Source organism: Streptomyces xinghaiensis S187, from assembly GCF_000220705.2.
Lineage (GTDB): Bacteria > Actinomycetota > Actinomycetes > Streptomycetales > Streptomycetaceae > Streptomyces > Streptomyces xinghaiensis.
This window is the reverse complement of record NZ_CP023202.1, coordinates 338,625-358,535: the sequence shown is the minus strand read 5'-3', so window position 1 is coordinate 358,535 and position 19,911 is coordinate 338,625. Positions and strand designations below refer to the sequence as shown.

The following is a 19,911-nucleotide window of genomic DNA, read 5'->3' as shown; positions in this document are numbered from 1 at the left end:
GGTTCAGTCCGCCGACGGCGCCCAGCCCACCGCCTCGATGCGCTCCGCGTCGGCCCGGCGGGAGCCGTCGAAGACGGTGCGGCGGCCGTCCGTCACCCGGATTCCGTCCGCGTAGACGCCCCGCCCGACGTACCGGACGTCCGTCTCGCAGCGCCAGCGCAGCCGCACGGGGCCGCCGCGCCACCGCGCCAGGCCGGCGGACGCCCGGTGCCAGACCCGCCCCGACCAGCCGCCCACCGTGCCCTCCGGATGGTCGGCCGGAACCTCGTCCCCGGGCCCCTCGGTGGTGAACGGCACCGGCCGCCAGCTCTCCCCGCCGTCCGCCGAGGCCTCCAGACGCAGCCGGTCGGCGTTCGGCTCGGTGTCCCACCACAGGGAGAAGGCGAGCCGGGGCGCGGAGCCGGTGAGGGTCAGCTCCGGCAGGGTGAGGGTGGTCGTCGCGCCGTTCTCCATGCCGGTGAACCAGGCCGTGCGGCCCTCGGCCGGACGGACCGGCACGGCCCGCGCCAGATGCGTCGCCGCCGCCACCCTCGGAGCGCTGCCGCTGCGCCACGTGCGCACCGGGTGGACGGAGTTGCCCAGCAGGACGAGGAAGGAGTCGGACACCGGGTCGAGCACGAGGGAGGTGCCGGTGAAGCCGGTGTGCCCGGCGCTGCGCGGGGTGGCCATCGCGCCCATGTACCAGTGCTGGTAGAGCTCGAAGCCCAGGCCGTGCTCGTCGCCGGGGAAGCCGGTGTTGTAGTCGGTGAACATCAGCTCGACCGACTCCCGCTCCAGGATGCGGACGTCGCCGTACGCGCCGCCGTTCAGCAGGGTGCGGCACAGCACGGCCAGGTCCCAGGCGCAGGAGAACACCCCGGCGTGCCCGGCGACGCCGCCGAGCGACCAGGCGTTCTCGTCGTGCACCTCGCCCCAGACCAGTCCGCGGTCCAGGCCGCTCCACGGCGCCCGGGCGTCCTCGGTCGCGGCGATCCGCGGGCGCCAGGAGGCGGGAGGGTTGTAGCGGGTGCGGCGCATGCCCAGCGGCCCGGTGACGTCCCGCCGCAGCAGGGCGTCCAGCGGCCGGCCGGTGACCTCCTCCAGAACGAGCTGGAGGGAGATGAGGTTGAGGTCGGAGTAGGCGTAGGCGGTGCCGGGCGGGCTCACCGGCCTTTCGTCCCAGAGGAGTTGGAGTTTCCCCTCCCGGGTGGGCTCCCGGTAGAGGGGGATCCAGGGCCGGAGACCGGAGGTGTGGGTGAGGAGCTGCCGTACGGTCACCTCCTCCTTGCCGCCGCCGGCGAATGCCGGGAGGTACGAGGCGACGGGCGCCTCCGGCTCCAGCGCCCCGCGCTCCATCTGCCGCACCGCGAGGACCGAGGTGAACAGCTTGGAGAGGGACGCCAGGTCGAAGACGGTGCCGGCGGACATCGGGATCCGCTCGTCCGGCGGGAACTCCACCCCGCTGCCGGACTCCTCGTCGTACGCCGCGTAGCGGACCGCGTAGCCGATCGGCTCGTGCAGGGCGACCGTCCGGCCGCGCCCGGCGAGGACCACGGCGCCGGCGTACCAGGGGTGCTCGGGGGACGGGCCGAGGAAGCCGCGGGCGTCCTCCATCAGCCGGTCGAGGTGCGGCCGGAGCAGCCCCGCCTGCCGGGCGGAGCCCCGGCGCAGGACGGGGGCTCGGCCGCTGCCGGAGAGGAGGGGCGCGGCCTGGGCCGGCGCGGAGGCCAGTAACAGCGCCCCGCCGAGCGACAGCGCGCCGCCCGCGAACCGGCGCCGGGAGAGTCCGCCGTCCACCGTGCCGCCGTCCACCCTGTCGTCCGCCATCGCAGCTCCTTGGAGAGAATTTCCGGACGGTCGGCCACCAGCTGATCTTCCCGTGTTCATGTCACTGTCAACCCCGCCGGGCCCGGACGGCACCCGCGCCCCTCCGGACGCCACCCGTTTCCTCCGGGCGGCCGCCGGGAACGCGGGGCGCGGAAGCAGGCCCCCGCCCGCATACTGGCGGTGACGGGGTCCACCGCCGCGACCCCGGGGGTGAGAGGAGAAGCGGTATGCCGCAACCGGAGGGCGCTGAACTCCAAGCCGTCCGAGACCGCCGCGAGCGCTTGCGGAAACGCTGGCTGCGCGAGCCCGGCGACCGGCCGCCGACCACGGTGCGCGGCATCCACCACGTGGCGTTCATCTGCCGCGACGTCGAGGAGACCATCCGCTTCTACCAGGAGTTCCTGGGGTTTCCGCTCGTCGAGATCGTGGAGAACCGGGACTACCGCGGCTCCACGCACTTCTTCTTCGACCTCGGCCACGGCAATCTGCTCGGCTTCTTCGACTTCCCCGGCCACGAGCACCCGCCGTCCACCGAGACCGTCGGCGGCATCCAGCATCTCGCCCTCTCGGTGGGCGACGAGCAGTTCGCCGCAGCCCGGGCGGCGCTGGACCGGGAGAACGTGGACTACGCGGGCCCCGACCGCGGCGTCGAGGAGAGCCTCTACTTCCGCGACCCCAACGGGGTGCCGATCGAGCTCTACCGGGAACGCCTCGGCATCTTCGACGGCAGGCCGGTCACCGGCCCCGGCACGGTCTGAGCACCCGCGGGCCGCGCCCTCCCTGCCGCCCTCTCCCTCCGGCTGTTTCGCCCGGATACGCCCGGGTACGCGGCGAGTGCACCGCGCAAGCGACGCAAGAGTTCGAGAGGACGTGGGAAACGTGAAGGTTGCCTTCCTCGTGGCCACGGAGGGTGTCGAACAGATCGAGCTGACGGAGCCGTGGCAGGCGGTGAAGGACGCCGGCTGGACACCGGAGCTGGTCTCCACCTCCTCCGGTGAGATCCAGGCGTTCAACCACCTGGACAAGGCGGACACCTTCCCCGTGGACAAGGCCGTGTCCGACGCCTCCGCCGACGACTACGCCGGCCTGGTCCTGCCGGGCGGTGTCGCCAACCCCGACTTCCTGCGGCTCGACCGGAAGGCCGTGGCCTTCGCCAAGAGCTTCTTCGACGCGGGCAAGCCGGTCGCGGCGATCTGCCACGGCCCGTGGACCCTGATCGAGGCCGGAGTGGTGCGCGGACGCACCCTCACCTCCTGGCCGAGCCTGAGGACGGACATCGAGAACGCCGGCGGCACCTGGGTCGACGAACAGCTCAAGGTGTGCTCCGCCGGCCCCAACAAGCTGATCACCAGCCGCAAGCCGGACGACCTCAAGGCGTTCGGCGAAGCGATCACCGACGAATTCGGCAAGGCGGGCTGACCGGCGGCTGCCCCGCCCGTACACCGGTGCGGGCGGGGCAGCCGCACGCGCCGCACCGCCGGCCCCGGCGCCGGGCTGCCCCCGTGGGCGGCCCGGCGCCGCTGTCTCCCGGACCGCCGCGGGTTCTCCGGGCAGTTCTCCGGGCCCTGTCCGGCGCCGCCCGCCGTCGTTACGCTGACCGGGTGACATGGACCGGGAGGAGCAGGGGCATGGCGGACACTCCCACACGGCGGGCGGCGACGGAGCACGGGAAGCCGCAGCTCGATCTCGACAACGCGGTCTGGCAGTCCAGCGGCCAGGGGACGGGCGATGTCCAGATCGCCTTCGTCGAGGGCTTCGTCGCGATGCGCGACCGCCGCGCCACCGAGGGCCCGGCCCTGGTCTTCACCCCGGGGGAGTGGCGCGCCTTCGTCCTGGGCGCCCGCGACGGCGAGTTCGACCTCGGCTGAGAGCGGCGGAGGCGCCGGAAACGGGAGACGCGGGAAACAGGAGGCGGCGCAGACGGGAGACGGCGGTGCCGGGGCGGGCCGGAACGGCGCCGTCCGGGCCGGGCGTCCGCCAGCCGGGCCGCCCGGCGGGGCGGTGGCTCACAGCAGTACCGCGCAGCCCCGCCGGGCGAGCTCCCGTACCACCGGGCCGTCCTCGCCGACGCCGGTCCAGCGCAGGTCCAGCTTCTCCAGGGACGGCAGCCCGGCGAGCCAATCCGGCAGCCGGCGCAGCGGATTGGCCCGCAGATCGAGCCGGCGCAGCAGCGGCAGCCCCGCCATGCCGTCGGGGAGGCCCGTGAGGCGGTTCCCGCGCAGGTCGAGCTCGCGCAGTTCCGCCAACGCGCCCAGGGTGCCGGGCAGTTCGGTGATCCGGTTTCCTCGCAGCCACAGCTCGCGCAGATTCCGCAGTTCCCCGGCGGACTCGGGCAGTGTCGTCAGCGCGCCGTGCTGTGCGCGCAGTTCGACCAGGCCCGTCATGACGCCGAGGTCCGGTGGCAGCGCGGTGAGAGGGTTCTCGCCGGCATTGAGGTAGCGCAGTGCGGTCAGCCGGGTGAGGGAACGGGGAAGCGCTGTCAGCCGGTTGTCGTGGAGATACAGGAAGCGGGTCAGGCCGGTCAGCCCGCCGATCTCCTCCGGGACGGCCGTGAGGGCGTTGTGCCCGAGATCCAGGGTGTGCAGCCGGCGCAGTCCCGCGATCCGGGGAGAGAGCCCGGTCAGCCCGTTGCCGGCGAGGATCAGGACGCGCAGCCCCGTACGGTCCCAGACCTCCTCCGGAACGGTGCCGAGTCCGCGATTCCACAGGTTCAGCGACTCCGTGCCCCGACCGGCCGGCTCCGCTACGGCCACGGGCCCGCCGGCAGCACGGAGCGGTGTCCGGGGCCGGTGGTGACGGCGGCCGGGGGTGGTCCGGGCGCGGCCGGTCCGGCCACCGCGGATCCGGTCATGGCCACAGCAGCTCCTTCCGCCAGCCGTCCGCCTCCCGGCGGTAGGTGAGCCGGGTGTGGCGGCGGTGCCGGTCGCCCTGCCAGAATTCCACCGCCTCGGCCCGCACGGTGTACAGCGTCCATTCCGGAGCTGCCAGGTCCGGTTCGCGCTCCAGCCGCGCCAGCGACTCCTCCACGGCGGCGTCGCGGGCCGCCGGCGATTCCAGCGGCTCGCTCTGCCGGCCGAGCAGGGCCTCCGCGCGGGCGCCCGCGCCCCGCGCGCGGAAGTCCGCGGCGCTCCGCTCGGGGGACTCCGCCACCACCGGGCCGCGCACCCGGATCTGCCGCGCCTGCGGCTGCCAGTAGAAGGTCAGCGCCGCGTACGGCCGTTCGGCCAGCTCCCGGCCCTTGGGGCTGCGCGCGTGCGCCGCGAACTGCCAGCCCGCCGCGTCGACGTTCTTGAGGATCAGCACCCGGGCCGAGGGAACACCGTCCGCGCCGGCCGTCGAGAGCGTCATGGCGTGCGGTTCGGGGACGCCGGCCCGGATGGCCTCCAGCAGCCAGCCGGTGAACAGCTCGTGCGGTGCCGGTGGTGTGCCCGCGGGGTCGAACCGGGGCAGTTCGCCCTCGAACACCCCCAGCCCGCGCAGGAGTTGCCGAAGGTTGGTCGTCGTCACGCGTCTCCTCCCGTTCATGGTGGACGGACCCGGACACGGACACTAGCCGCCCGGCCCCAGGAGCGGCACCGGCAGGTGAGCCGGGCCCTTCCCGGCCGTACCGGCCGCCCGGAGGCCGGGGCCGGGGGGCCGGGGTTCAGACCCGGGGGCCGGGCCGGATCCCCTGGCACGGGGCGTGCGGCGGGCGACACGCGCCCTTCCGGACAGCCGTCCGCCTCCGCCCCGGCCCCGTCCCGTCCGTCCGCCTGCTCGCCCGGCCGCCCGGACTGCCGCCCCTGTGCCGTCCGGCCGCGCATCACCCGTTCGGGCGGAGAGAGCGCACCGGGGGCGGCGGACCGGGCGGCCCCGGGAGGCCGCATCCGGGGCCGGGCGCCCGGCCGCCGCGCCCGGTCCCGGTGCGCGTCGTCCGGCCCGGCCGCCCGTGCCCGGGTGAACGGCCGCCCCGTACCATGGCCGCATGTCCTTCCTCCGCCGCCGCAGCGCAGCCACGCCCACCGGACCGGACTTCGACGTCCTCGCGATGGATCCCGGTGACTGGCCGGGCAATCTCGGTGCCGGGCTGCTTCCCGCGCCGGACGGAAGCTGCCAGGGCGTCTTCCTCCGCTACGACCTGTTCGGCGGCCGCGGCCCGGCGATGATCATCGGCAACCTGCCGGAGGGTTCCCCGGCGCGGGAGACCGGGGAGGACGAGGTGCCCTTCGAGGTGGCCCAGCTCCTCGAAGCACTGGACAACGACGAGCCCGTGCGGGTGACGGAGACCGAGGACACCCCGGTGATGCACGAGGACAACCTCCTCATCGTGCGCCGGCTGAAGTTCTCCGAAAGCCGGATCTCCTGCGCCCAGTTCGACCGCAGCGACGGCGTGCTCGTCACCATCGCGAGCTGGGACCGGCCCATCACGGACGACCTCTACCGGCTCCTCAAGCCGCTGCCCGCGGAGATGTTCCAGGCGGGCTGAGCCCGCGGCACTCCGCCGGGTCTCCCCGGGATCCGCGGTCTTCCGCGGGGGAGTTCGCGGCCGGACACGGGGCGCGGACGCGGTGCGGCCGCGCCGTGTTGTCACGTACCGCACGGACCTCTAGCGTGACGCGGCATGTCAGCAGGCGCGCACCGGTCGCAGGAGCCCACCTCCGCCCCCGGCGGCCCGCCCGGGCACGGCATGCCCGGTTCCGGTCCCCGGGAAGGGGCCGGGGAGCCCGTCCTCCGGTACGACCGTCCCGCCGCCGACTGGGAGCGGGAGGCCCTGCCCCTCGGCAACGGCGCGCTCGGGGCGATGGTCTTCGGAACCGTCCCGACCGAGCGGCTCCAGTTCAACGAGAAGACGCTGTGGACCGGCGGCCCCGGCTCCACCGCCGGATACGACCACGGCAACTGGCCCGCCCCGCGCCCCGGAGCGCTGGAGGAGGTCCGGCGCCGGATCGACGCGTCCGGGTCCCTCGACCCGGAGGAGGCGGCGGCGCTCCTCGGCCGGCCCCGCCGGGGCTACGGTGCGTACCAGCCCTTCGGCGACGTCTGGCTCGACCTGCCGCCCGGGGCGCACGGCGCCCCCGTCCGCTACCGGCGCGCACTCGACCTCCGCACCGCCCTGGCCACCGTCCGCCACACCGACGACCGGGGCGTCACCCACCGGCGCACGTTCTTCGCCTCCCACCCGGCCGGTGTGCTCGTCGGACGGCTCGGCGCGGACCGGCCGGGAAGCACCGGCTTCACCCTGCGCGTCACCACGCCCGAGGACGACCGGGACGTCACCGTCACCGCCGCAGGCGGACGGATCACCGTACGCGGCACCCTCCACGACAACGGGCTGCTGTTCGAGGCACAGCTGCGGGTGATCGCGGACGGCGGCACCCGCCGTGACGGCGACGACGGGCGGGTCTCCGTCGAGGGCGCCGACAGGGCCTGGTTCGTCCTCGCCGCCGGCACCGACTACGCGGACACCCACCCGCACTACCGGGGTGACGATCCGCACCCGCGGGTGACCACCGCCGTCGACCGGGCGGTGCGCCGCGGCCCGCGTGGCCTGCTCGCCGAACACACCGCCGACCACCGGCAGTTGTTCGACCGGGTACGGCTCGACCTCGGCGGCCGGCTGCCGGCGGACCTACCGACGGACCAGCTCCTCCGGGACTACGCGGGCGGGACGGCGGCCGCCGGGGCCCGCCCGGGCCCCGGCGCGGACGGGACCGCCGAAGCGGACGGGACCACCGGCGCGGACGGAGCCGTCCACGGCGACGCCGCGGCCGCCGACCGCGCGCTGGAGGCGCTCGCCTTCCAGTACGGCCGCTATCTGCTCATCGCCTCCTCCCGCCCCGGCTCGCTGCCCGCCAACCTCCAGGGCGTCTGGAACGACAGCACGACACCGCCCTGGGCGGCCGACTACCACACCAACATCAATCTCCAGATGGCCTACTGGCCCGCCCACTCCACCAACCTGTCCGAGACCGCCGAGCCGTACGACCGCTTCGTGACGGCTCTGCTCGCCCCCGGCCGGACCACGGCCCGGGAGATGTTCGGCTCACCGGGCTGGGTGGTGCACAACGAGACCAATCCGTACGGCTTCACGGGCGTTCACGACTGGCCCACCGCCTTCTGGTTCCCCGAGGCCGCCGCCTGGCTCACCCAGCTCCTCCACGACCGGTACCGCTACTCCCTCGACACCGGCCACCTCCGTGACACCGCCTACCCTCCGCTCAAGGAGGCCGCCCTCTTCTGGCTGCACCAGCTCAGCACGGACCCCTCCGACGGCACGCTCGTCGTCTCCCCCGCGTACTCGCCGGAACACGGCCGGTTCACGGCAGGCACCGCGATGGCCCAGCAGATCGTCCACGACCTGCTGTCCAACACCCTTGAGGCCGCCCGCGTCCTGGGCGACGACCCGGGCTTCCGGGACGACGTGCGGCGGGCCCTCGACCGCCTCGACCCAGGGCTGCGCACCGGCTCCTGGGGCCAGCTCCAGGAGTGGAAGGAGGATCTGGACGACCCGGAGGACCGCCACCGGCACGTCTCCCATCTCTTCGCCCTCCACCCCGGGCGGCGGATCAGGCCGGGCGACCGGTGGGCGGCGGCGGCCGGGACGTCGCTCGGGGCGCGTGGCGACGGCGGCACCGGCTGGAGCAGGGCCTGGAAGGCCAACTTCTGGGCCCGGCTCCACGACGGCGACCGGGCCCACGCCCTGCTCGCCGGGCAACTCCGGGAATCGACCCTCCCCAACCTCCTCGACACCCACCCGCCGTTCCAGCTCGACGGCAACCTCGGGGCCACCGCCGGAATCGCCGAGATGCTGCTGCAGAGCCACCACGGCGAGATCGAACTCCTGCCCGCGCTCCCCGCCGCCTGGCCGGAGGGCTCCGTCCACGGCCTCCGCGCCCGCGGTGACGTCACGGTGGACCTGGCCTGGTCCGGCGGCCGAGCGCACACGGCCGTCCTCGCCACCGGGCACACCGGGGAGCTCCGGCTCCGCGGCGGCCTGCTCGAAGGGCCGTACGCGGTCCAGGAGTTGACCGAGGAAGGGAGCGTGGGGACACACAAGCGGGAGGACGGTGCCACTGCCCTGAGGGCTCGCGCCGGGCACCGCTACGTCATCACCGCGCGGTGACTCACCCGGCGTGGTGACGACTCCGCCCCGGACCCGGACCGGCGGCGGACACCGCCACCGCCCATCGCGGCGCGGCAGGCGCCCGGCCCCACCGTACGGGGCGCGCCCCACCCCCAGGGGGCGCGCCCCGTACGGCGCCCCTCAGCGGGTGCCCACCGCTGCCCGTACCGCCCGCCGGGCTGTTCCGCAGTCGTCGTGGAGACGCCGCAGCAGCAGCCGCTGCGCCTCACCGGGGGAGCCGGTGGCCCCGGGCAGGACCGGGGCGGGCTCGCGCATCATGCGCTGCACGGCGGTCTCGCAGGTGCGGATCTCCCGGGTGAGCACGAGCATGAGATTGACGAGGAAGGCGTCCCGCGCGGCCGGGCCGGCCGCCTGCGCCAGCCGGCTGATCCGGCGGCGGGCGGCGGGCGCCTCACCGAGGACCGCCCACAGCGTCGCCAGGTCGTAGCCGGGGAGGTACCAGCCGGCATGGTCCCAGTCGAGCAGCACCGGGCCGGCCGGGGAGAGCAGGACGTTGGAGAGCAGCGCGTCGCCGTGGCAGAACTGCCCCTGCCCCTGGCCCTGCCGGCTGCCCGACTGCTGCGCCAGGCCGTGCAGCAGCTTCTGCAGGTCGCTGGTGTCCCGGTCGGTGAGCAGGCCCAGTTCGTGGTACCGGTTCAGCCGGCCCGCGTAGTCCAGGGGCACGCCGAACAGCCCGGCCGGCGGCCGCCACTGGTTGACCCGGCAGACCGCCTGGAGCACCGTCTTGATGTCGGCGCGCGGCGGGCCCTCCACGGGATGCCGCTGCAGGGCCGCCGGCCGCCCCGCCATCCGCTCCACGACCAGCGTGCCGTTGTCCGGGTCCGCCGCGACCAGCCGGGGCACCCGCACGGGCGGGCGGTGCCGGACGAACGCCCGGTACGCCGCTATCTCCTGCCGGGCCCGCTCCGACCGGTCGGGCGAGTGGTCCAGCAGGCACTTCGCCACCGCCGTGGCACGGCCCGTGGTGCCGACGATCAGCACCGAGCGCCCGCTGCGGCGGAGCACCTGCACCGGATGGAACTCCGGGCAGACGCGGTGCACCGCCGCGATGGCGGTGCGCAGCTGGGTGCCCTGAGGGCCGGACAAGTCGATCCTCCCGCTGAGGGTCTGGCCGCCCCGGCCCACCGCGCGCTGCGGCCGCCCGACGGCCGGCAGGGCCGGCCCCGCCGGTACGGCGCCGGCGGCGTACGGCCTGCCACCACCTGCCTGCGGACGGTACGGCGGAGGCGGGGCGGACACGGAGGACGGCGCTGCGTACATGGGCGGAACGGATCCCTTCGTGGGCCGACGGCATGCCTGCGCCGCCCGCCCGGGGGCCGGGCTCCGCACCCTGGGGAAATGCGGTCCGGTCACCGGGACGGGTGGCGCGGTTCCTACCCGACACCCGGGCGCGGGTGGCACACCACCTGGCGGACCCTGGCGAAGCCTGGCGAATACTCCGCACCCCCCTGACAGGCCGTTAATGTCGAGGCAGCCGAGGAACCTGGGGGCTTGACGTGACCAAGGAACCCAACACCCGACTCGCGGACCTGTTCGGCCTCACCGGCTGGTCCAAGGGCGAGCTCGCGAGGCTGGTCAACCGGCAGGCGGCGGCCATGGGCCACCCCCAGCTGGCGACCGACACCTCGCGGGTGCGGCGCTGGATCGACACCGGCGAGGTGCCGCGCGATCCCGTGCCGAAGGTGCTGGCGACCCTGTTCACCGAGCGTCTCGGCCGTGTCGTGACCATCGAGGACCTCGGACTCGGCCGGCGCGGGCGTGCGGGGAGGACGCGGCAGTCCGACGACGGACTCCCCTGGGCGCCCGAGCGGACCGCCGAGGTTCTCACCGAATTCACGGGAATGGACCTCATGCTCAACCGACGCGGCTTGGTGGGCGCGGGCGCCGCGCTCACCACAGGATCAGCACTCGCCGTCGCCATGCGCGACTGGCTGCACACCGACCCCGCGGGCGCCCTCCCAGGGCTTCGCACCGGCAGCCCGGCGACCGCCGGGACAGCCGACTTCGACCGGTTCGACGCGGCCCCCGTCGGAACACAGGAGGTCGAGGCGCTGGAGCGCTCGGTCGAGGTGTTCCGTGCCTGGGACGCGGCCCGTGGCGGCGGGCTGCAGCGCAAGGCCGTGGTCGGCCAGCTCAACGAGGTGGGCGGCATACTCGCCTACCGCCACCCGGAGCACCTCCAGCGCCGGCTGTGGGGCGTCGCGGCCAATCTCGCGGTGCTCGCCGGCTGGATGTCCCACGACGTCGGCCTGGAGCCGACCGCGCAGAAATACTTCGTCATCGCGGCGCACGCGGCCCGCGAGGGCGGTGACCGGCCGCGGGCCGGGGAGGCGCTGTCCCGCGCCGCCCGGCAGATGGTCCACCTCGGCCGCCCCGACGAGGCACTGGACCTGATGAAACTCGCCGCCTCCGGTTCCGGGGAGGAGACCCTGCCGCGCACCCGCGCCATGCTCTGCACGATCGAGGCGTGGGCACAGGCCTCACTGGGCCGCGGGCAGGCGATGCGCCGCACCCTCGGCCGGGCCGAGGACCTGTTCGCCTCCGACCGGGGCGACGTACCGCCGCCCAGCTGGATGCAGATGTTCGACGAGGCCGATCTGCACGGCATGCAGGCCCTGGCGTTCCGCACCCTCGCCGAGCACGACCCGTCGGCCGCCGTCATCGCCAAACGCCACGCCAAGGAGGCGCTGCGGCTGCGCGGCAAGGGCCACCAGCGCTCGCAGATCTTCGACTACATCTCGCTCGCCTCGGCGTGCTTCATCGCCGACGACCCCGAACAGGCCGACCGCTACGCCCGGTTGGCGCTGGTCAGCATCGGGGAGACCTCCTCGCACCGGACGTGGGACCGGCTCCGGGAGATGTACCGGCTGACGGGGCAGTACGCCGGCACCTCCACGGTCGACGACCTGCGCGCGGAGATCCAGGCGGCCCTGCCCAAGGCGCCGTCGTCCCGCGCCTCCGCGCGGGGGGCCGGGGGACGGGTGACGGGCGTGTAGCCGGCCTATCCCCTGCGGCGTCCGACAGGGCGCGCGTCACGGGCCGGGTGTCACGGGCCCGGTGTCACGGGCCGGGTCTCACGGGGCGCCGGCGTGCCGGCCCGCCGGGGAACCCGCCGCCGGCCGCCCGGAGCACCGGCGCTACGGCACGTCCCGGGACGGCTCCCGCCGCTCCGCTTCCGCGCCGCCGATCCTGGCGACCAGGACGCAGGCGTCGTCCTCACGCTCCGTGCCGCCGAACTCCTCGACCACGACGCGTACGCACTCCCGTGCGCTGCGCGCCGCGCAGAACCGGGGCGCCAGCTCCAGCAGGCGCCGGGCGCCGCCCGGTTCGCCGTCGGGCGAGTCGGACAGTCCGGCGGCCCGCCGGGCGAGTCCGTCGGTGTGGAGGACGACCACGTCGCCGGGCTCCAGGGGCTCCCGCGCCTGCCCGTAGACGGCTCCGCTCGTGGCGCCGAGGAGCACGCCCTCCGGCCGGGGGAGGGCGCGCCCGGTGCCGCCGCGGAAGAGCAGCGGAGCCGGATGGCCGGCCTGCGCCCACTCCAGGGCGCGGCCGGCCGGGTCGTACCGGCAGCACAGCGCGCTGCCGAGGGCCGGCTGGGCGGCGGTGTCCAGCAGCTGGTTGAGCCGCTCCATCAGCGCGCCCGGCTCCGCCCCGGCGAGCGCCATCCCGCGCAGGGCGCCGAGCAGCATGGCCATGCCGGAGGTGGCGGCGACGCCGTGGCCCGTGAGGTCTCCGACGCTCAACAGCACGCCGCCGTCCTGGAGTTGCAGGGCGTCGTACCAGTCCCCGCCGATCAGGGCGCTGGTGGCCGAGGGGAGGTAGTGGGCCGCGAGATCCGGCCCGCCGCCAGCGGCCTGCGGGAACCGCAGGGTCTCGCGCCAGGGCGGCAGCACGGCCTCCTGCAGCTCCACCGCGATCCGGTGCTCGGTGCGCGCGATCTGCCGCCGGCGCAGCAGCGCCTCATGGCTGTCGCGGACCTCCCGCTCGCTGCGGCGCAGCTCGGTGACGTCGCGGAGGACGGCCCACATGGAGGCGGTTCGGCCGTCGGTGCCGAGGACGGGCTGTCCCGTCATGTGGACCGTGCGCACGACGCCGTCGGCGCGGACGATGCGGAACTCGCCGTCGATCGGGCGGCCGTCCACCAGGCAGTCCGTGACGATCGCCGTCAGCACCGGCTGGTCCTCCTCGACCAGCCAGGAGGGCAGCTCGTCCAGGGAGAGCGGGCCCTCCTGCGGGGAGCGGGCGAAGAGCTCGTACAGCTCGCCGGACCAGTCGGCCTCATCGGTGAGGAGGTTCCACTCCGCGCTGCCCGCCCGGCCGGCCGGGCGGCGGGCCGGCGCCTCGGGCGGTGCGGCCGGCAGCGCCACGTGGCGGGCCGCCGCCCCGGCGGAGACGGCCGCGCCGGCGGGTTCGGCGGCCGGGCCGTCGCGCAGCTGTCCCAGCCGCCGGCCCAGATCGTCCAGGTGGTGGACGGCGAGTTCGCACAGCGCGCGCTGCCAGCGCAGCCGCGCGTCCTCCGGTTCGGCGGTCGTGGTGCGCCGTACGGCGTCGACTTCTCCGCGCAGGCGCATGGCCTGGGAGATCAGGGACTCGACGGTGCCCGGCTCGGGCGGCTGGGCGGCCGGGTGCTCCGCGGACACGTGGGACGGCATGAAGGGCTCCGATACAGGCGCGGCACGGACAGGTCGGGGATCTGCCGGGAGGGCCGGTTACGACTGTTGCACAGGGAGCGACGGTCCGTAAGAGATTCGGCGATACCCGACCCGGTGGTGCGGACGGCATATGACGCCGGTCCGCGGCGGTGTTCCCGGCCCGGCTCGGCGGAACGGCCCCGTCCGGGTAGGGTGCGGCGTTCGGGACCCGGAATACCCTCTCCCCGCCGGGCATGGGGGCCGCGGTCACCGGCAAGAATGCCGGTCAGCGGAAATATCCCGTTGCCAGCGACCCTCCCGCACCGGATGCTGACCTCATGTTCGATCCAGACATAGCGCCCAGCGGCACCCTGCTCGGCCTCCTGCAGCGAGGCCGCGGCGACGGGACCCTGCACGCCCTCGCGGCCCCCCGGGGCGAGGCGCTCGCCGCACTGCACCACTGCGTGGTGCGTGACCCCCGTCACGACTGGCAGCTGGAGAACCGCTCCCTCTACTACGCGCGCCTCCACCTCGCGCTCGGCGGCGGCCTCGACGAGATCGAACAGCACCTCTTCGACGCCGACGACGTGATGGACACCGCCGAGGAACGCACCGGCCTCGCCCTCTCCTTCCTCGGCCACCTCGCCGGCTACGGCCGCACCGACGCCGTGGACCTCCTGCGCCGCTACACCGCCGCCGGCACCAACTGGCCGTGGGCGCTGGACGAACTCGCCCTGCGCGCCGACGACTCCGTGCTCCGCTCCCTGGGCGCGCCCGTCCTCGCCCGCTTCCCGGCCGGCCCGGAGGGCGACGCCGCCCTCACCGCCGCCGTGCGCGACGCCTGGGAACCCCGGGCCTGGCGGCTGTGGGAGGACGGCGCCGCCGGCCCGGACGTCGCCGCCCGCGTCCGCGCCGCGCGGGAACAGGGCTCCTTCGACCGCTGGCAGCGCCAGCTCAGGCCCGCCGGACCCAGCCCCGGCTGGAGCGTCCCGGAGATCCTGGAGTGGGCCCAGCGCTCCTACGAGGAGGAGCCGGAGCAGCCGCGGCACGAGGCCGCCGCCCGCTGTCTCGCCGCCGTGGCCGGCCCCGAGGACCGCCCGCTGCTCCTGGAAGCCGCCCGCTGCGGCCCCGAGGCCGCCCGCAGCGCCGCGCTCCGCCATCTCGCCGACCGGCAGGACCCCGGCGTCCTCGATCTGCTGGACCTCGCCGCCTCGGACTCCTCCGCCGCCTCCGGCCCGTCCGGGCTCGTCGCCGAGACCGCCCTCGCCTCCTTCGAGCGGATGCGGAGCATCGCCGCCCTCGAACGCGCCCGGGCCTGGGCGCACCGCGACGACGCCGTCGGCAACGCCGCGGCCGGGATGCTCGCCTGCCGCGGCGGCGTGCGGGACGCCGGCCTCGTCCTGGCCGCGCTCCGCCGCACGGTGCGGAGCGGTGGAGCCGACGCCCGCGATCTGTGGACCCTCGTGGACGGCACCGGCCGGCTGCGGATCGACAGCGCCGCCCCCGTCCTCCGGCACATCTACCGCGAGACCTCCTCCTCCCAGCTCCGCGGCCGGGCCGCCCGCGCCCTCGCCGCCACCGATCCCTCCTTCGCGGCGGGCTTCGCCGTCGAATGCCTCTGGGACTGCGAGGAGTCCACCCGCGAACTGGCCGCCCGGCACGCCGCCATCGGAGACACCCGGGTCGTCGAACAACTGCGCCGGCTGGCCACCGATCCCGCCGAGGAGGCCGAGGTCCAGACGGCCGTCCGCAGCCGCATCGGCCCCGACGCGGGGCTCGCCCCCGGCGGGGTGTGAGCGGGGCGGCACGGCCTGCCGGCGGGGCGAGGCCGCTCCGGCCGTGCGCAGGCCGGGCGTCGGGCGCGTGAGCCCCGCGCGCGGCCCTCAACCCCGCGCGCGGCCCTCAACCCCGCACGCGGCCCTCAACCCCGCGCCGGGCCCCGGCCCGGCGGTCAGCGGCTGACCGGGACGAAGCGCAGCGGCGTGCCCGGGGGAGCCTGCGCCGCCGCCCAGAGGCGGTCCTCCGGGACGACACCGATCACGGGGTAGCCGCCGGTCACGGGGTGGTCGGCGAGGAAGACGACCGGACGGCCGTCCGGCGGCACCTGCACCGCGCCGAGCACCATGCCCTCACTGGGGAGTTCACCCGCCCGGGAGCGCCGCAGCGGCGGCCCGTCGGTGCGCAGCCCGATCCGGTTGCTCGCGGGCGACACCGCGTACCGGGCGCACGCCAGGGAGCGGAGCGCGTCCGGCGCGAACCAGTCGTGGCGCGGGCCCGGCAGCACCGGCAGCACCAGCTCGGCGGGCGGACCCGGGCAGGGCACCGCGTCCACCGGGGCCGGCGGCCCGTGCGGCGTCCCGAGCGGGAGTTCGTCACCGGCGGCAAGCGGCGGAGGGCCCAGCCCGGAGAGCAGATCGGCGGAGCGGCTGCCCAGCACGGGTTCGGCCGCGATCCCGCCCGCGAAGGCGATGTACGAGCGGAGGCCGCCGGCCGCCGGGCCGACGTCCAGGACCGCGCCCGCCGGCAGCCGCACCGGCGCCCCCCAGGGAGCGGGCCGGCCGTCGACCGTCACCGCGCAGGGCGCGCCCGTGACGGCGGCGGTGACCGGCGTCCGTACGCGCAGCGCGGCGCCGCTCACGGTGGTCTCCAGCGTCGCGGCCTCCGGGGCGTTGCCGACGAGGCGGTTGGCCAGCCGGTGCGCGGGGAGGTCCAGCGCGCCGGACCGGGGCACCCCCAGATGGGCGTGACCGGTGCGTCCCAGGTCCTGGACGGTCGTCAGCGCGCCCGGCCGCTCGGCCCGGACCACCGGTCCGGGCACGCCCGTTGACGCACGGGCGGCGCTCACCGGAGACCGTCCCCGACGGCCGCGGGGGCGCCGTCCCGCACGGCCGCCGGGCCGTCGGCGGCGACGAAGCGGACCTCCGTGCCCGGGGCGAGCAGCGCGGCCGGTTCGCGGGCCGGGTCCCACAGCACCTCGCCGGTGCTGCCGATCAGCTGCCAGCCGCCCGGCGAGGAGCGCGGGTACACCCCGGCGTACTCCCCGGCGAGAGCCAGCGAGCCCGCCGGCACGGACGTCCGGGGCGTCGGGCGGCGCGGCAGCCGGTAGCGCTCCGGCAGCCCGGTCAGATAGCCGAACCCCGGGGCGAAACCGCAGAACGCCACCCGGAAGCGCACCCCGCCGACGATCTCCGGGACCTCCTCGGGGCGGACGCCCCAGCGCTCCGCCACCTCCGCCAGGTCCGGGCCGTCGTACCGGACCGGGACGCGGACCGTGCGCCCCGCCCCGGCGGACTGCGGGGGCACCTCCCAGCCGGCCAGTTCGGCGGCGAGGGCCCGCGGGTCGTCCAGGCCGTCGATGAGCACGGTGTGCGCGGCCGGCACGATCTCGCGCACCGGGGGCAGCTCCCCCGTCTCCCGGCGCCGCACGAGCTCGGCGTGGAGCGCGCTCGCCGCCTCGGGGCCGCCGGGCTCCACCAGCAGCGCGTGCCGCCCCACCCGCAGGACCCTCATGCGAAGGGCTCCAGCGCCACCCCGTCGGCGATCAGCGCCTCCCGGACCAGCAGGGCGAGCGCGGCCGCTCCGGGGGTGTCGCCGTGCAGGCACAGGGAGCGGGCCCGCACGGTGATCTTCTCTCCCTCGGCGGTCGCCACCCGGTGGTCCACGGCCATCAGCAGGGAGCGCGCCACGACCTCCTCCGGGTCCTCGACGACGGCACCCGGCCGGCCCCGCGGCACCAGCGTGCCGTCCGTGGAGTAGGCGCGGTCGGCGAACGCCTCCGCGACCGCGGGCAGCCCCGCGCCCTCCGCCGCCTCCAGCAGCCGCGAACCGGGCAGCCCGAGGACGGGCAGCGGACGGCCTCCCGCCGCGAGCACGGTTCCCTCGACGACCGCGGCGGCCTGCTCCTCGTCGTGCACCGTCCGGCTGAACAGCGCGCCGTGCGGCTTGACATAGGCGACCCGCGAACCGGCGGCGCGCGCGAAGACGTCCAGCGCCCCGATCTGATAGGCGACCTCGTCGGCGAGCTCCCGGCGCGGCACGTCCATGGAGCGGCGGCCGAAGCCCGCCAGATCCCGGTACGCGACCTGGGCGCCGATCCGCACCCCCCGCTCGGCGGCGAGCTCGCACACCCGGCGCATCGTGGACGGGTCGCCCGCGTGGAAACCACAGGCCACATTGGCACTGGTGACGACCGACAGCAGGGCGTCGTCGTCGGTCAGGCTCCAGCGGCCGAACCCCTCGCCCAGGTCGGCGTTGAGGTCGATGACGGGCGCGGACGGAGGCGCGGAAGCGGTCATGTTGCAGCCTTCCCCATCGTGTCCAGAAGCATCTGCCGGGAGTCGGCGAGGGAGCTCTCCAGCTCCGCCTCGGCCAGGTGCAGCGCACCGCGTTCCAGGAGATCCGTCAAGCGCCGGTTCCGGACCGGCGGCGGCTCGTTCAGCCAGCGGGCCCGGGGCAGCGCCAGCAGCGCGGGGCGCAGTTCGGCGAGGACGCGGCTCAGATACTCGTCGATCCGGGGGCTGCCGGCCAGTCCGCCCAGCGCCCGGTGGAACCGCAGATCGGCGGTGGAGACCGCCCGCCAGTCACCGGCCCGCGCGGCGGCCTCGCCCCCGGCCACCGCCTGCGCCAGAGCGCTCAGCTGACTCGGGCGGGCCTCCGGCGCGGCGCGCAGTCCGGCCAGCTCCAGGGCCCGCCGGACGGTGAAGATGTCCAGGACGTCCGCACGGCTCAGCACCCGCACCCGGACGCCCCGGTTCACCTCGTGCACGACCAGGCGGCCGTGCGCCAGCAGCCGGAACGCCTCGCGCAGCGTGTTGCGGGAGACGCCGAGCGCGGCACCGAGCGCCTCCTCCGAGAGCCGGGTGCCGGGCGGCAGCGTCCCCTCGGCTATCCGGTCGCGCAGGACGTCGGCGACGCGCTGCGCCGTACTGCCGCGTCCAAGCCGGTCGCGGTCGGCCGCGAGCGGCGCGAAGGGGTCGGCGGCGGACGCGGCCTGCGCGTTGGTGCGGTCCATGGGCCCCCCGTGGGCGAGCGGAACACGGTGTGGATTGTTGAACAACAGTATCCGCGGCCGCGCCGGGCCCGCGGTCCCGGCCCCCGGAGCGGAGCCGGTACCGGTCCGGCTCCCCGCCTGCCGGGGACCCGGGGCGGTGCGGCGACGTGAGCAGCATCCCACCGCCCTCCGACAACCGGCCCGGTGGCCGGGGTGGTCCCGGGCGGCGCGGGGCCGGCCGGTGGCTCAAGGTCGTAGCCGCCGGACACCCCGATGCTCTGGGCCGTGGTCCAGCGGCTCTCCCCGGAGACCAGGGCGGCGATCACCGCTCCGATGTGGACGTGCGTGAGTGAGGGGCGATGTGCTCGGGGAGCGGCGGCGCTACGCGGCGGGGTGGTCCGGGGACAGGACCCGGGCGAGCCAGTCGGTGCGGGTCCGGCGCGCGGTGGCCGAGATCCGCGCCTGCGGGAACAGCGCGTCGAAGCCGTGGAAGCCGCCCGCCCAGACGTGGAGTTCGGCTTGGCCGCCGACCGCCCAGAGACGGGTGGCGTAGTCGGCGTCCTCGTCGCGGAAGACCTCGGCGGAGCCGGTGTCGATGTAGGCCGGCGGCAGACCGGAGAGATCGTCGGCCAGCGCGGGCGAGACGTACGCGGGCACCTCGTCGCCGGTGAGGCCGCCGAGGAGGCTGCGCCATCCGAACTCGTTCATCTGGCGCGTCCAGACGCCGGGCCCGTCCGCGTACTGGAGGCTGGAGACGCTGGTGTTGCGGTGGTCGAGCATGGGGCAGACGAGCATCTGCGCGGCGATCGCCGGGGTGCCGCGGTCACGGGCCAGCAGGGCGACGCCGGCGGCGAGGCCGCCGCCCGCGCTGGCGCCGGCGACGACGATCCGGGCGGGGTCGACGCCCAGTTCGGCGGAGTGCTCGGCGACCCAGAGCAGTCCCCGGTAGCAGTCGTCGACCGGGGTGGTGCCGGTGGCCTCCGGTGCGAGCCGGTAGTCCACGGAGACCACGACCGCGCCGAACGCGTCGAGCCACTCCAGCGGGATGTCGATCTGCGAGAAGCGGTCGCCCATGACCATCCCGCCGCCGTGCATCCAGTAGACGCAGGGGGCGGCGCCGCCGGTGTCCGCGGGGGTGAAGACCGACAGGGGGATCCCGGCGCCGTCCCCGGCGGGCACGGTGACCTCGCGGTGGCCGGCCCGGCGGTGGGAGAGGAGGGCGTCGACCGGCGTCGGCGGCAGCCGGCGCAGCTGCGCGAGGACTTCCGGATCGAGCGCCGGTATCCGGGGTATCCCGGCCAGCAGCGTGCGCAGTTCGGGGTCCAGGCCGGGGTGTGCCGTGGTCATGCTGGTTGCCTTTC

The 19,911-nt window shown here is 75.8% G+C and carries 17 protein-coding genes; 7 read left to right on the top strand and 10 right to left on the bottom strand.

Translation table 11 applies throughout. The features are described 5' to 3' along the window. Positions 1–3 precede the first annotated feature (3 nt). Entirely contained in the window at positions 4–1,806 is a 1,803-nt protein-coding gene (locus SXIN_RS01635) for a serine hydrolase domain-containing protein (protein WP_095756461.1), read from the bottom strand. Positions 1,807–2,033: 227 nt separating this feature from the next. Between SXIN_RS01635 and SXIN_RS01630 the strand changes: the two genes are divergently transcribed. From SXIN_RS01630 to SXIN_RS01620, 3 genes are all read left to right on the top strand, one after another. Next, positions 2,034–2,564: a VOC family protein gene (locus tag SXIN_RS01630; protein WP_019706261.1), complete on the top strand. Its 531-nt coding sequence runs from the start codon at positions 2,034–2,036 to the stop codon at positions 2,562–2,564. 121 nt (positions 2,565–2,685) lie between these two features. Next, a complete protein-coding gene (locus tag SXIN_RS01625; RefSeq protein ID WP_019706262.1) occupies positions 2,686–3,225 on the top strand; it encodes a type 1 glutamine amidotransferase domain-containing protein in 540 nt (179 codons plus the stop codon). Positions 3,226–3,434: 209 nt separating this feature from the next. Then, on the top strand, positions 3,435–3,674 hold the full coding sequence (locus tag SXIN_RS01620; RefSeq protein ID WP_019706954.1) for a DUF397 domain-containing protein: 240 nt from the start codon (positions 3,435–3,437) through the stop codon (positions 3,672–3,674). A gap of 138 nt (positions 3,675–3,812) precedes the next feature. Here SXIN_RS01620 and SXIN_RS01615 read toward each other — a convergent pair whose 3' ends face one another. Both SXIN_RS01615 and SXIN_RS01610 read right to left on the bottom strand, forming a co-directional pair. Then, on the bottom strand, positions 3,813–4,520 hold the full coding sequence (locus tag SXIN_RS01615) for a leucine-rich repeat domain-containing protein (RefSeq protein WP_039818234.1): 708 nt from the start codon (positions 4,518–4,520) through the stop codon (positions 3,813–3,815). Positions 4,521–4,653: 133 nt separating this feature from the next. Next, entirely contained in the window at positions 4,654–5,331 is a 678-nt protein-coding gene (locus tag SXIN_RS01610) for a pyridoxine/pyridoxamine 5'-phosphate oxidase (RefSeq protein WP_095756460.1), read from the bottom strand. 439 nt (positions 5,332–5,770) lie between these two features. On the opposite strand from SXIN_RS01610, the gene SXIN_RS01605 reads away from it, so the two are divergent. Next, complete coding sequence (locus SXIN_RS01605) at positions 5,771–6,271, top strand: hypothetical protein (protein ID WP_019708215.1); 501 nt, start codon at positions 5,771–5,773, stop codon at positions 6,269–6,271. A 135-nt stretch (positions 6,272–6,406) separates the two neighbouring features. Then, a complete protein-coding gene (locus SXIN_RS01600; RefSeq protein WP_095756459.1) occupies positions 6,407–8,908 on the top strand; it encodes a glycoside hydrolase family 95 protein in 2,502 nt (833 codons plus the stop codon). Between the two features lie 141 nt (positions 8,909–9,049). Here SXIN_RS01600 and SXIN_RS01595 read toward each other — a convergent pair whose 3' ends face one another. Beyond that, the gene (locus SXIN_RS01595) at positions 9,050–10,189 is read right to left on the bottom strand and encodes an aminoglycoside phosphotransferase family protein (protein ID WP_095756458.1); all 1,140 of its coding nucleotides are present in this window, start codon (positions 10,187–10,189) and stop codon (positions 9,050–9,052) included. 236 nt (positions 10,190–10,425) lie between these two features. On the opposite strand from SXIN_RS01595, the gene SXIN_RS01590 reads away from it, so the two are divergent. Next, positions 10,426–11,925: a DNA-binding protein NsdB gene (locus tag SXIN_RS01590; protein WP_019708218.1), complete on the top strand. Its 1,500-nt coding sequence runs from the start codon at positions 10,426–10,428 to the stop codon at positions 11,923–11,925. Positions 11,926–12,066: 141 nt separating this feature from the next. Here the strand turns inward: SXIN_RS01590 and SXIN_RS01585 are convergent, their stop codons facing one another. Continuing rightward, the gene (locus SXIN_RS01585) at positions 12,067–13,581 is read right to left on the bottom strand and encodes a PP2C family protein-serine/threonine phosphatase (RefSeq protein ID WP_095756457.1); all 1,515 of its coding nucleotides are present in this window, start codon (positions 13,579–13,581) and stop codon (positions 12,067–12,069) included. 317 nt (positions 13,582–13,898) lie between these two features. On the opposite strand from SXIN_RS01585, the gene SXIN_RS01580 reads away from it, so the two are divergent. Then, positions 13,899–15,356 carry a hypothetical protein gene (locus SXIN_RS01580; RefSeq protein WP_095756456.1) on the top strand — a complete coding sequence of 486 codons (1,458 nt, stop codon included), beginning with the start codon at positions 13,899–13,901 and terminating at the stop codon, positions 15,354–15,356. A gap of 155 nt (positions 15,357–15,511) precedes the next feature. Here SXIN_RS01580 and SXIN_RS01575 read toward each other — a convergent pair whose 3' ends face one another. The 5 genes from SXIN_RS01575 to SXIN_RS01555 all read right to left on the bottom strand — a co-directional run bounded on the left by SXIN_RS01575 (position 15,512) and on the right by SXIN_RS01555 (position 19,897). Further along, positions 15,512–16,405 carry a 5-oxoprolinase subunit C family protein gene (locus SXIN_RS01575; protein WP_420341033.1) on the bottom strand — a complete coding sequence of 298 codons (894 nt, stop codon included), beginning with the start codon at positions 16,403–16,405 and terminating at the stop codon, positions 15,512–15,514. Next, a complete protein-coding gene (locus tag SXIN_RS01570) occupies positions 16,402–17,070 on the bottom strand; it encodes a 5-oxoprolinase subunit B family protein (protein WP_095756454.1) in 669 nt (222 codons plus the stop codon). The genes SXIN_RS01575 and SXIN_RS01570 overlap by 4 nt, the downstream gene beginning before the upstream one ends. Further along, positions 17,067–17,855, bottom strand: coding sequence for a LamB/YcsF family protein (locus SXIN_RS01565; RefSeq protein WP_019708220.1), 789 nt, complete (start codon positions 17,853–17,855; stop codon positions 17,067–17,069). The genes SXIN_RS01570 and SXIN_RS01565 overlap by 4 nt, the downstream gene beginning before the upstream one ends. Further along, complete coding sequence (locus tag SXIN_RS01560; RefSeq protein ID WP_043473884.1) at positions 17,852–18,571, bottom strand: GntR family transcriptional regulator; 720 nt, start codon at positions 18,569–18,571, stop codon at positions 17,852–17,854. The genes SXIN_RS01565 and SXIN_RS01560 overlap by 4 nt, the downstream gene beginning before the upstream one ends. Positions 18,572–18,931: 360 nt before the next feature. Then, complete coding sequence (locus tag SXIN_RS01555) at positions 18,932–19,897, bottom strand: alpha/beta hydrolase (protein WP_019708222.1); 966 nt, start codon at positions 19,895–19,897, stop codon at positions 18,932–18,934. Positions 19,898–19,911: the final 14 nt, after the last annotated feature.

Coding starts and splice junctions, on each gene's coding strand:
- SXIN_RS01635 (WP_095756461.1), bottom strand. CDS start 1,806: ATGGCGGACGACAGGGTGGACGGCGGCACGGTGGACGGCGGACTCTCC.
- SXIN_RS01630 (WP_019706261.1), top strand. CDS start 2,034: ATGCCGCAACCGGAGGGCGCTGAACTCCAAGCCGTCCGAGACCGCCGC.
- SXIN_RS01620 (WP_019706954.1), top strand. CDS start 3,435: ATGGCGGACACTCCCACACGGCGGGCGGCGACGGAGCACGGGAAGCCG.
- SXIN_RS01610 (WP_095756460.1), bottom strand. CDS start 5,331: ATGAACGGGAGGAGACGCGTGACGACGACCAACCTTCGGCAACTCCTG.
- SXIN_RS01605 (WP_019708215.1), top strand. CDS start 5,771: ATGTCCTTCCTCCGCCGCCGCAGCGCAGCCACGCCCACCGGACCGGAC.
- SXIN_RS01600 (WP_095756459.1), top strand. CDS start 6,407: ATGTCAGCAGGCGCGCACCGGTCGCAGGAGCCCACCTCCGCCCCCGGC.
- SXIN_RS01595 (WP_095756458.1), bottom strand. CDS start 10,189: ATGTACGCAGCGCCGTCCTCCGTGTCCGCCCCGCCTCCGCCGTACCGT.
- SXIN_RS01585 (WP_095756457.1), bottom strand. CDS start 13,581: ATGCCGTCCCACGTGTCCGCGGAGCACCCGGCCGCCCAGCCGCCCGAG.
- SXIN_RS01580 (WP_095756456.1), top strand. CDS start 13,899: ATGTTCGATCCAGACATAGCGCCCAGCGGCACCCTGCTCGGCCTCCTG.
- SXIN_RS01570 (WP_095756454.1), bottom strand. CDS start 17,070: ATGAGGGTCCTGCGGGTGGGGCGGCACGCGCTGCTGGTGGAGCCCGGC.
- SXIN_RS01565 (WP_019708220.1), bottom strand. CDS start 17,855: ATGACCGCTTCCGCGCCTCCGTCCGCGCCCGTCATCGACCTCAACGCC.
- SXIN_RS01560 (WP_043473884.1), bottom strand. CDS start 18,571: ATGGACCGCACCAACGCGCAGGCCGCGTCCGCCGCCGACCCCTTCGCG.
- SXIN_RS01555 (WP_019708222.1), bottom strand. CDS start 19,897: ATGACCACGGCACACCCCGGCCTGGACCCCGAACTGCGCACGCTGCTG.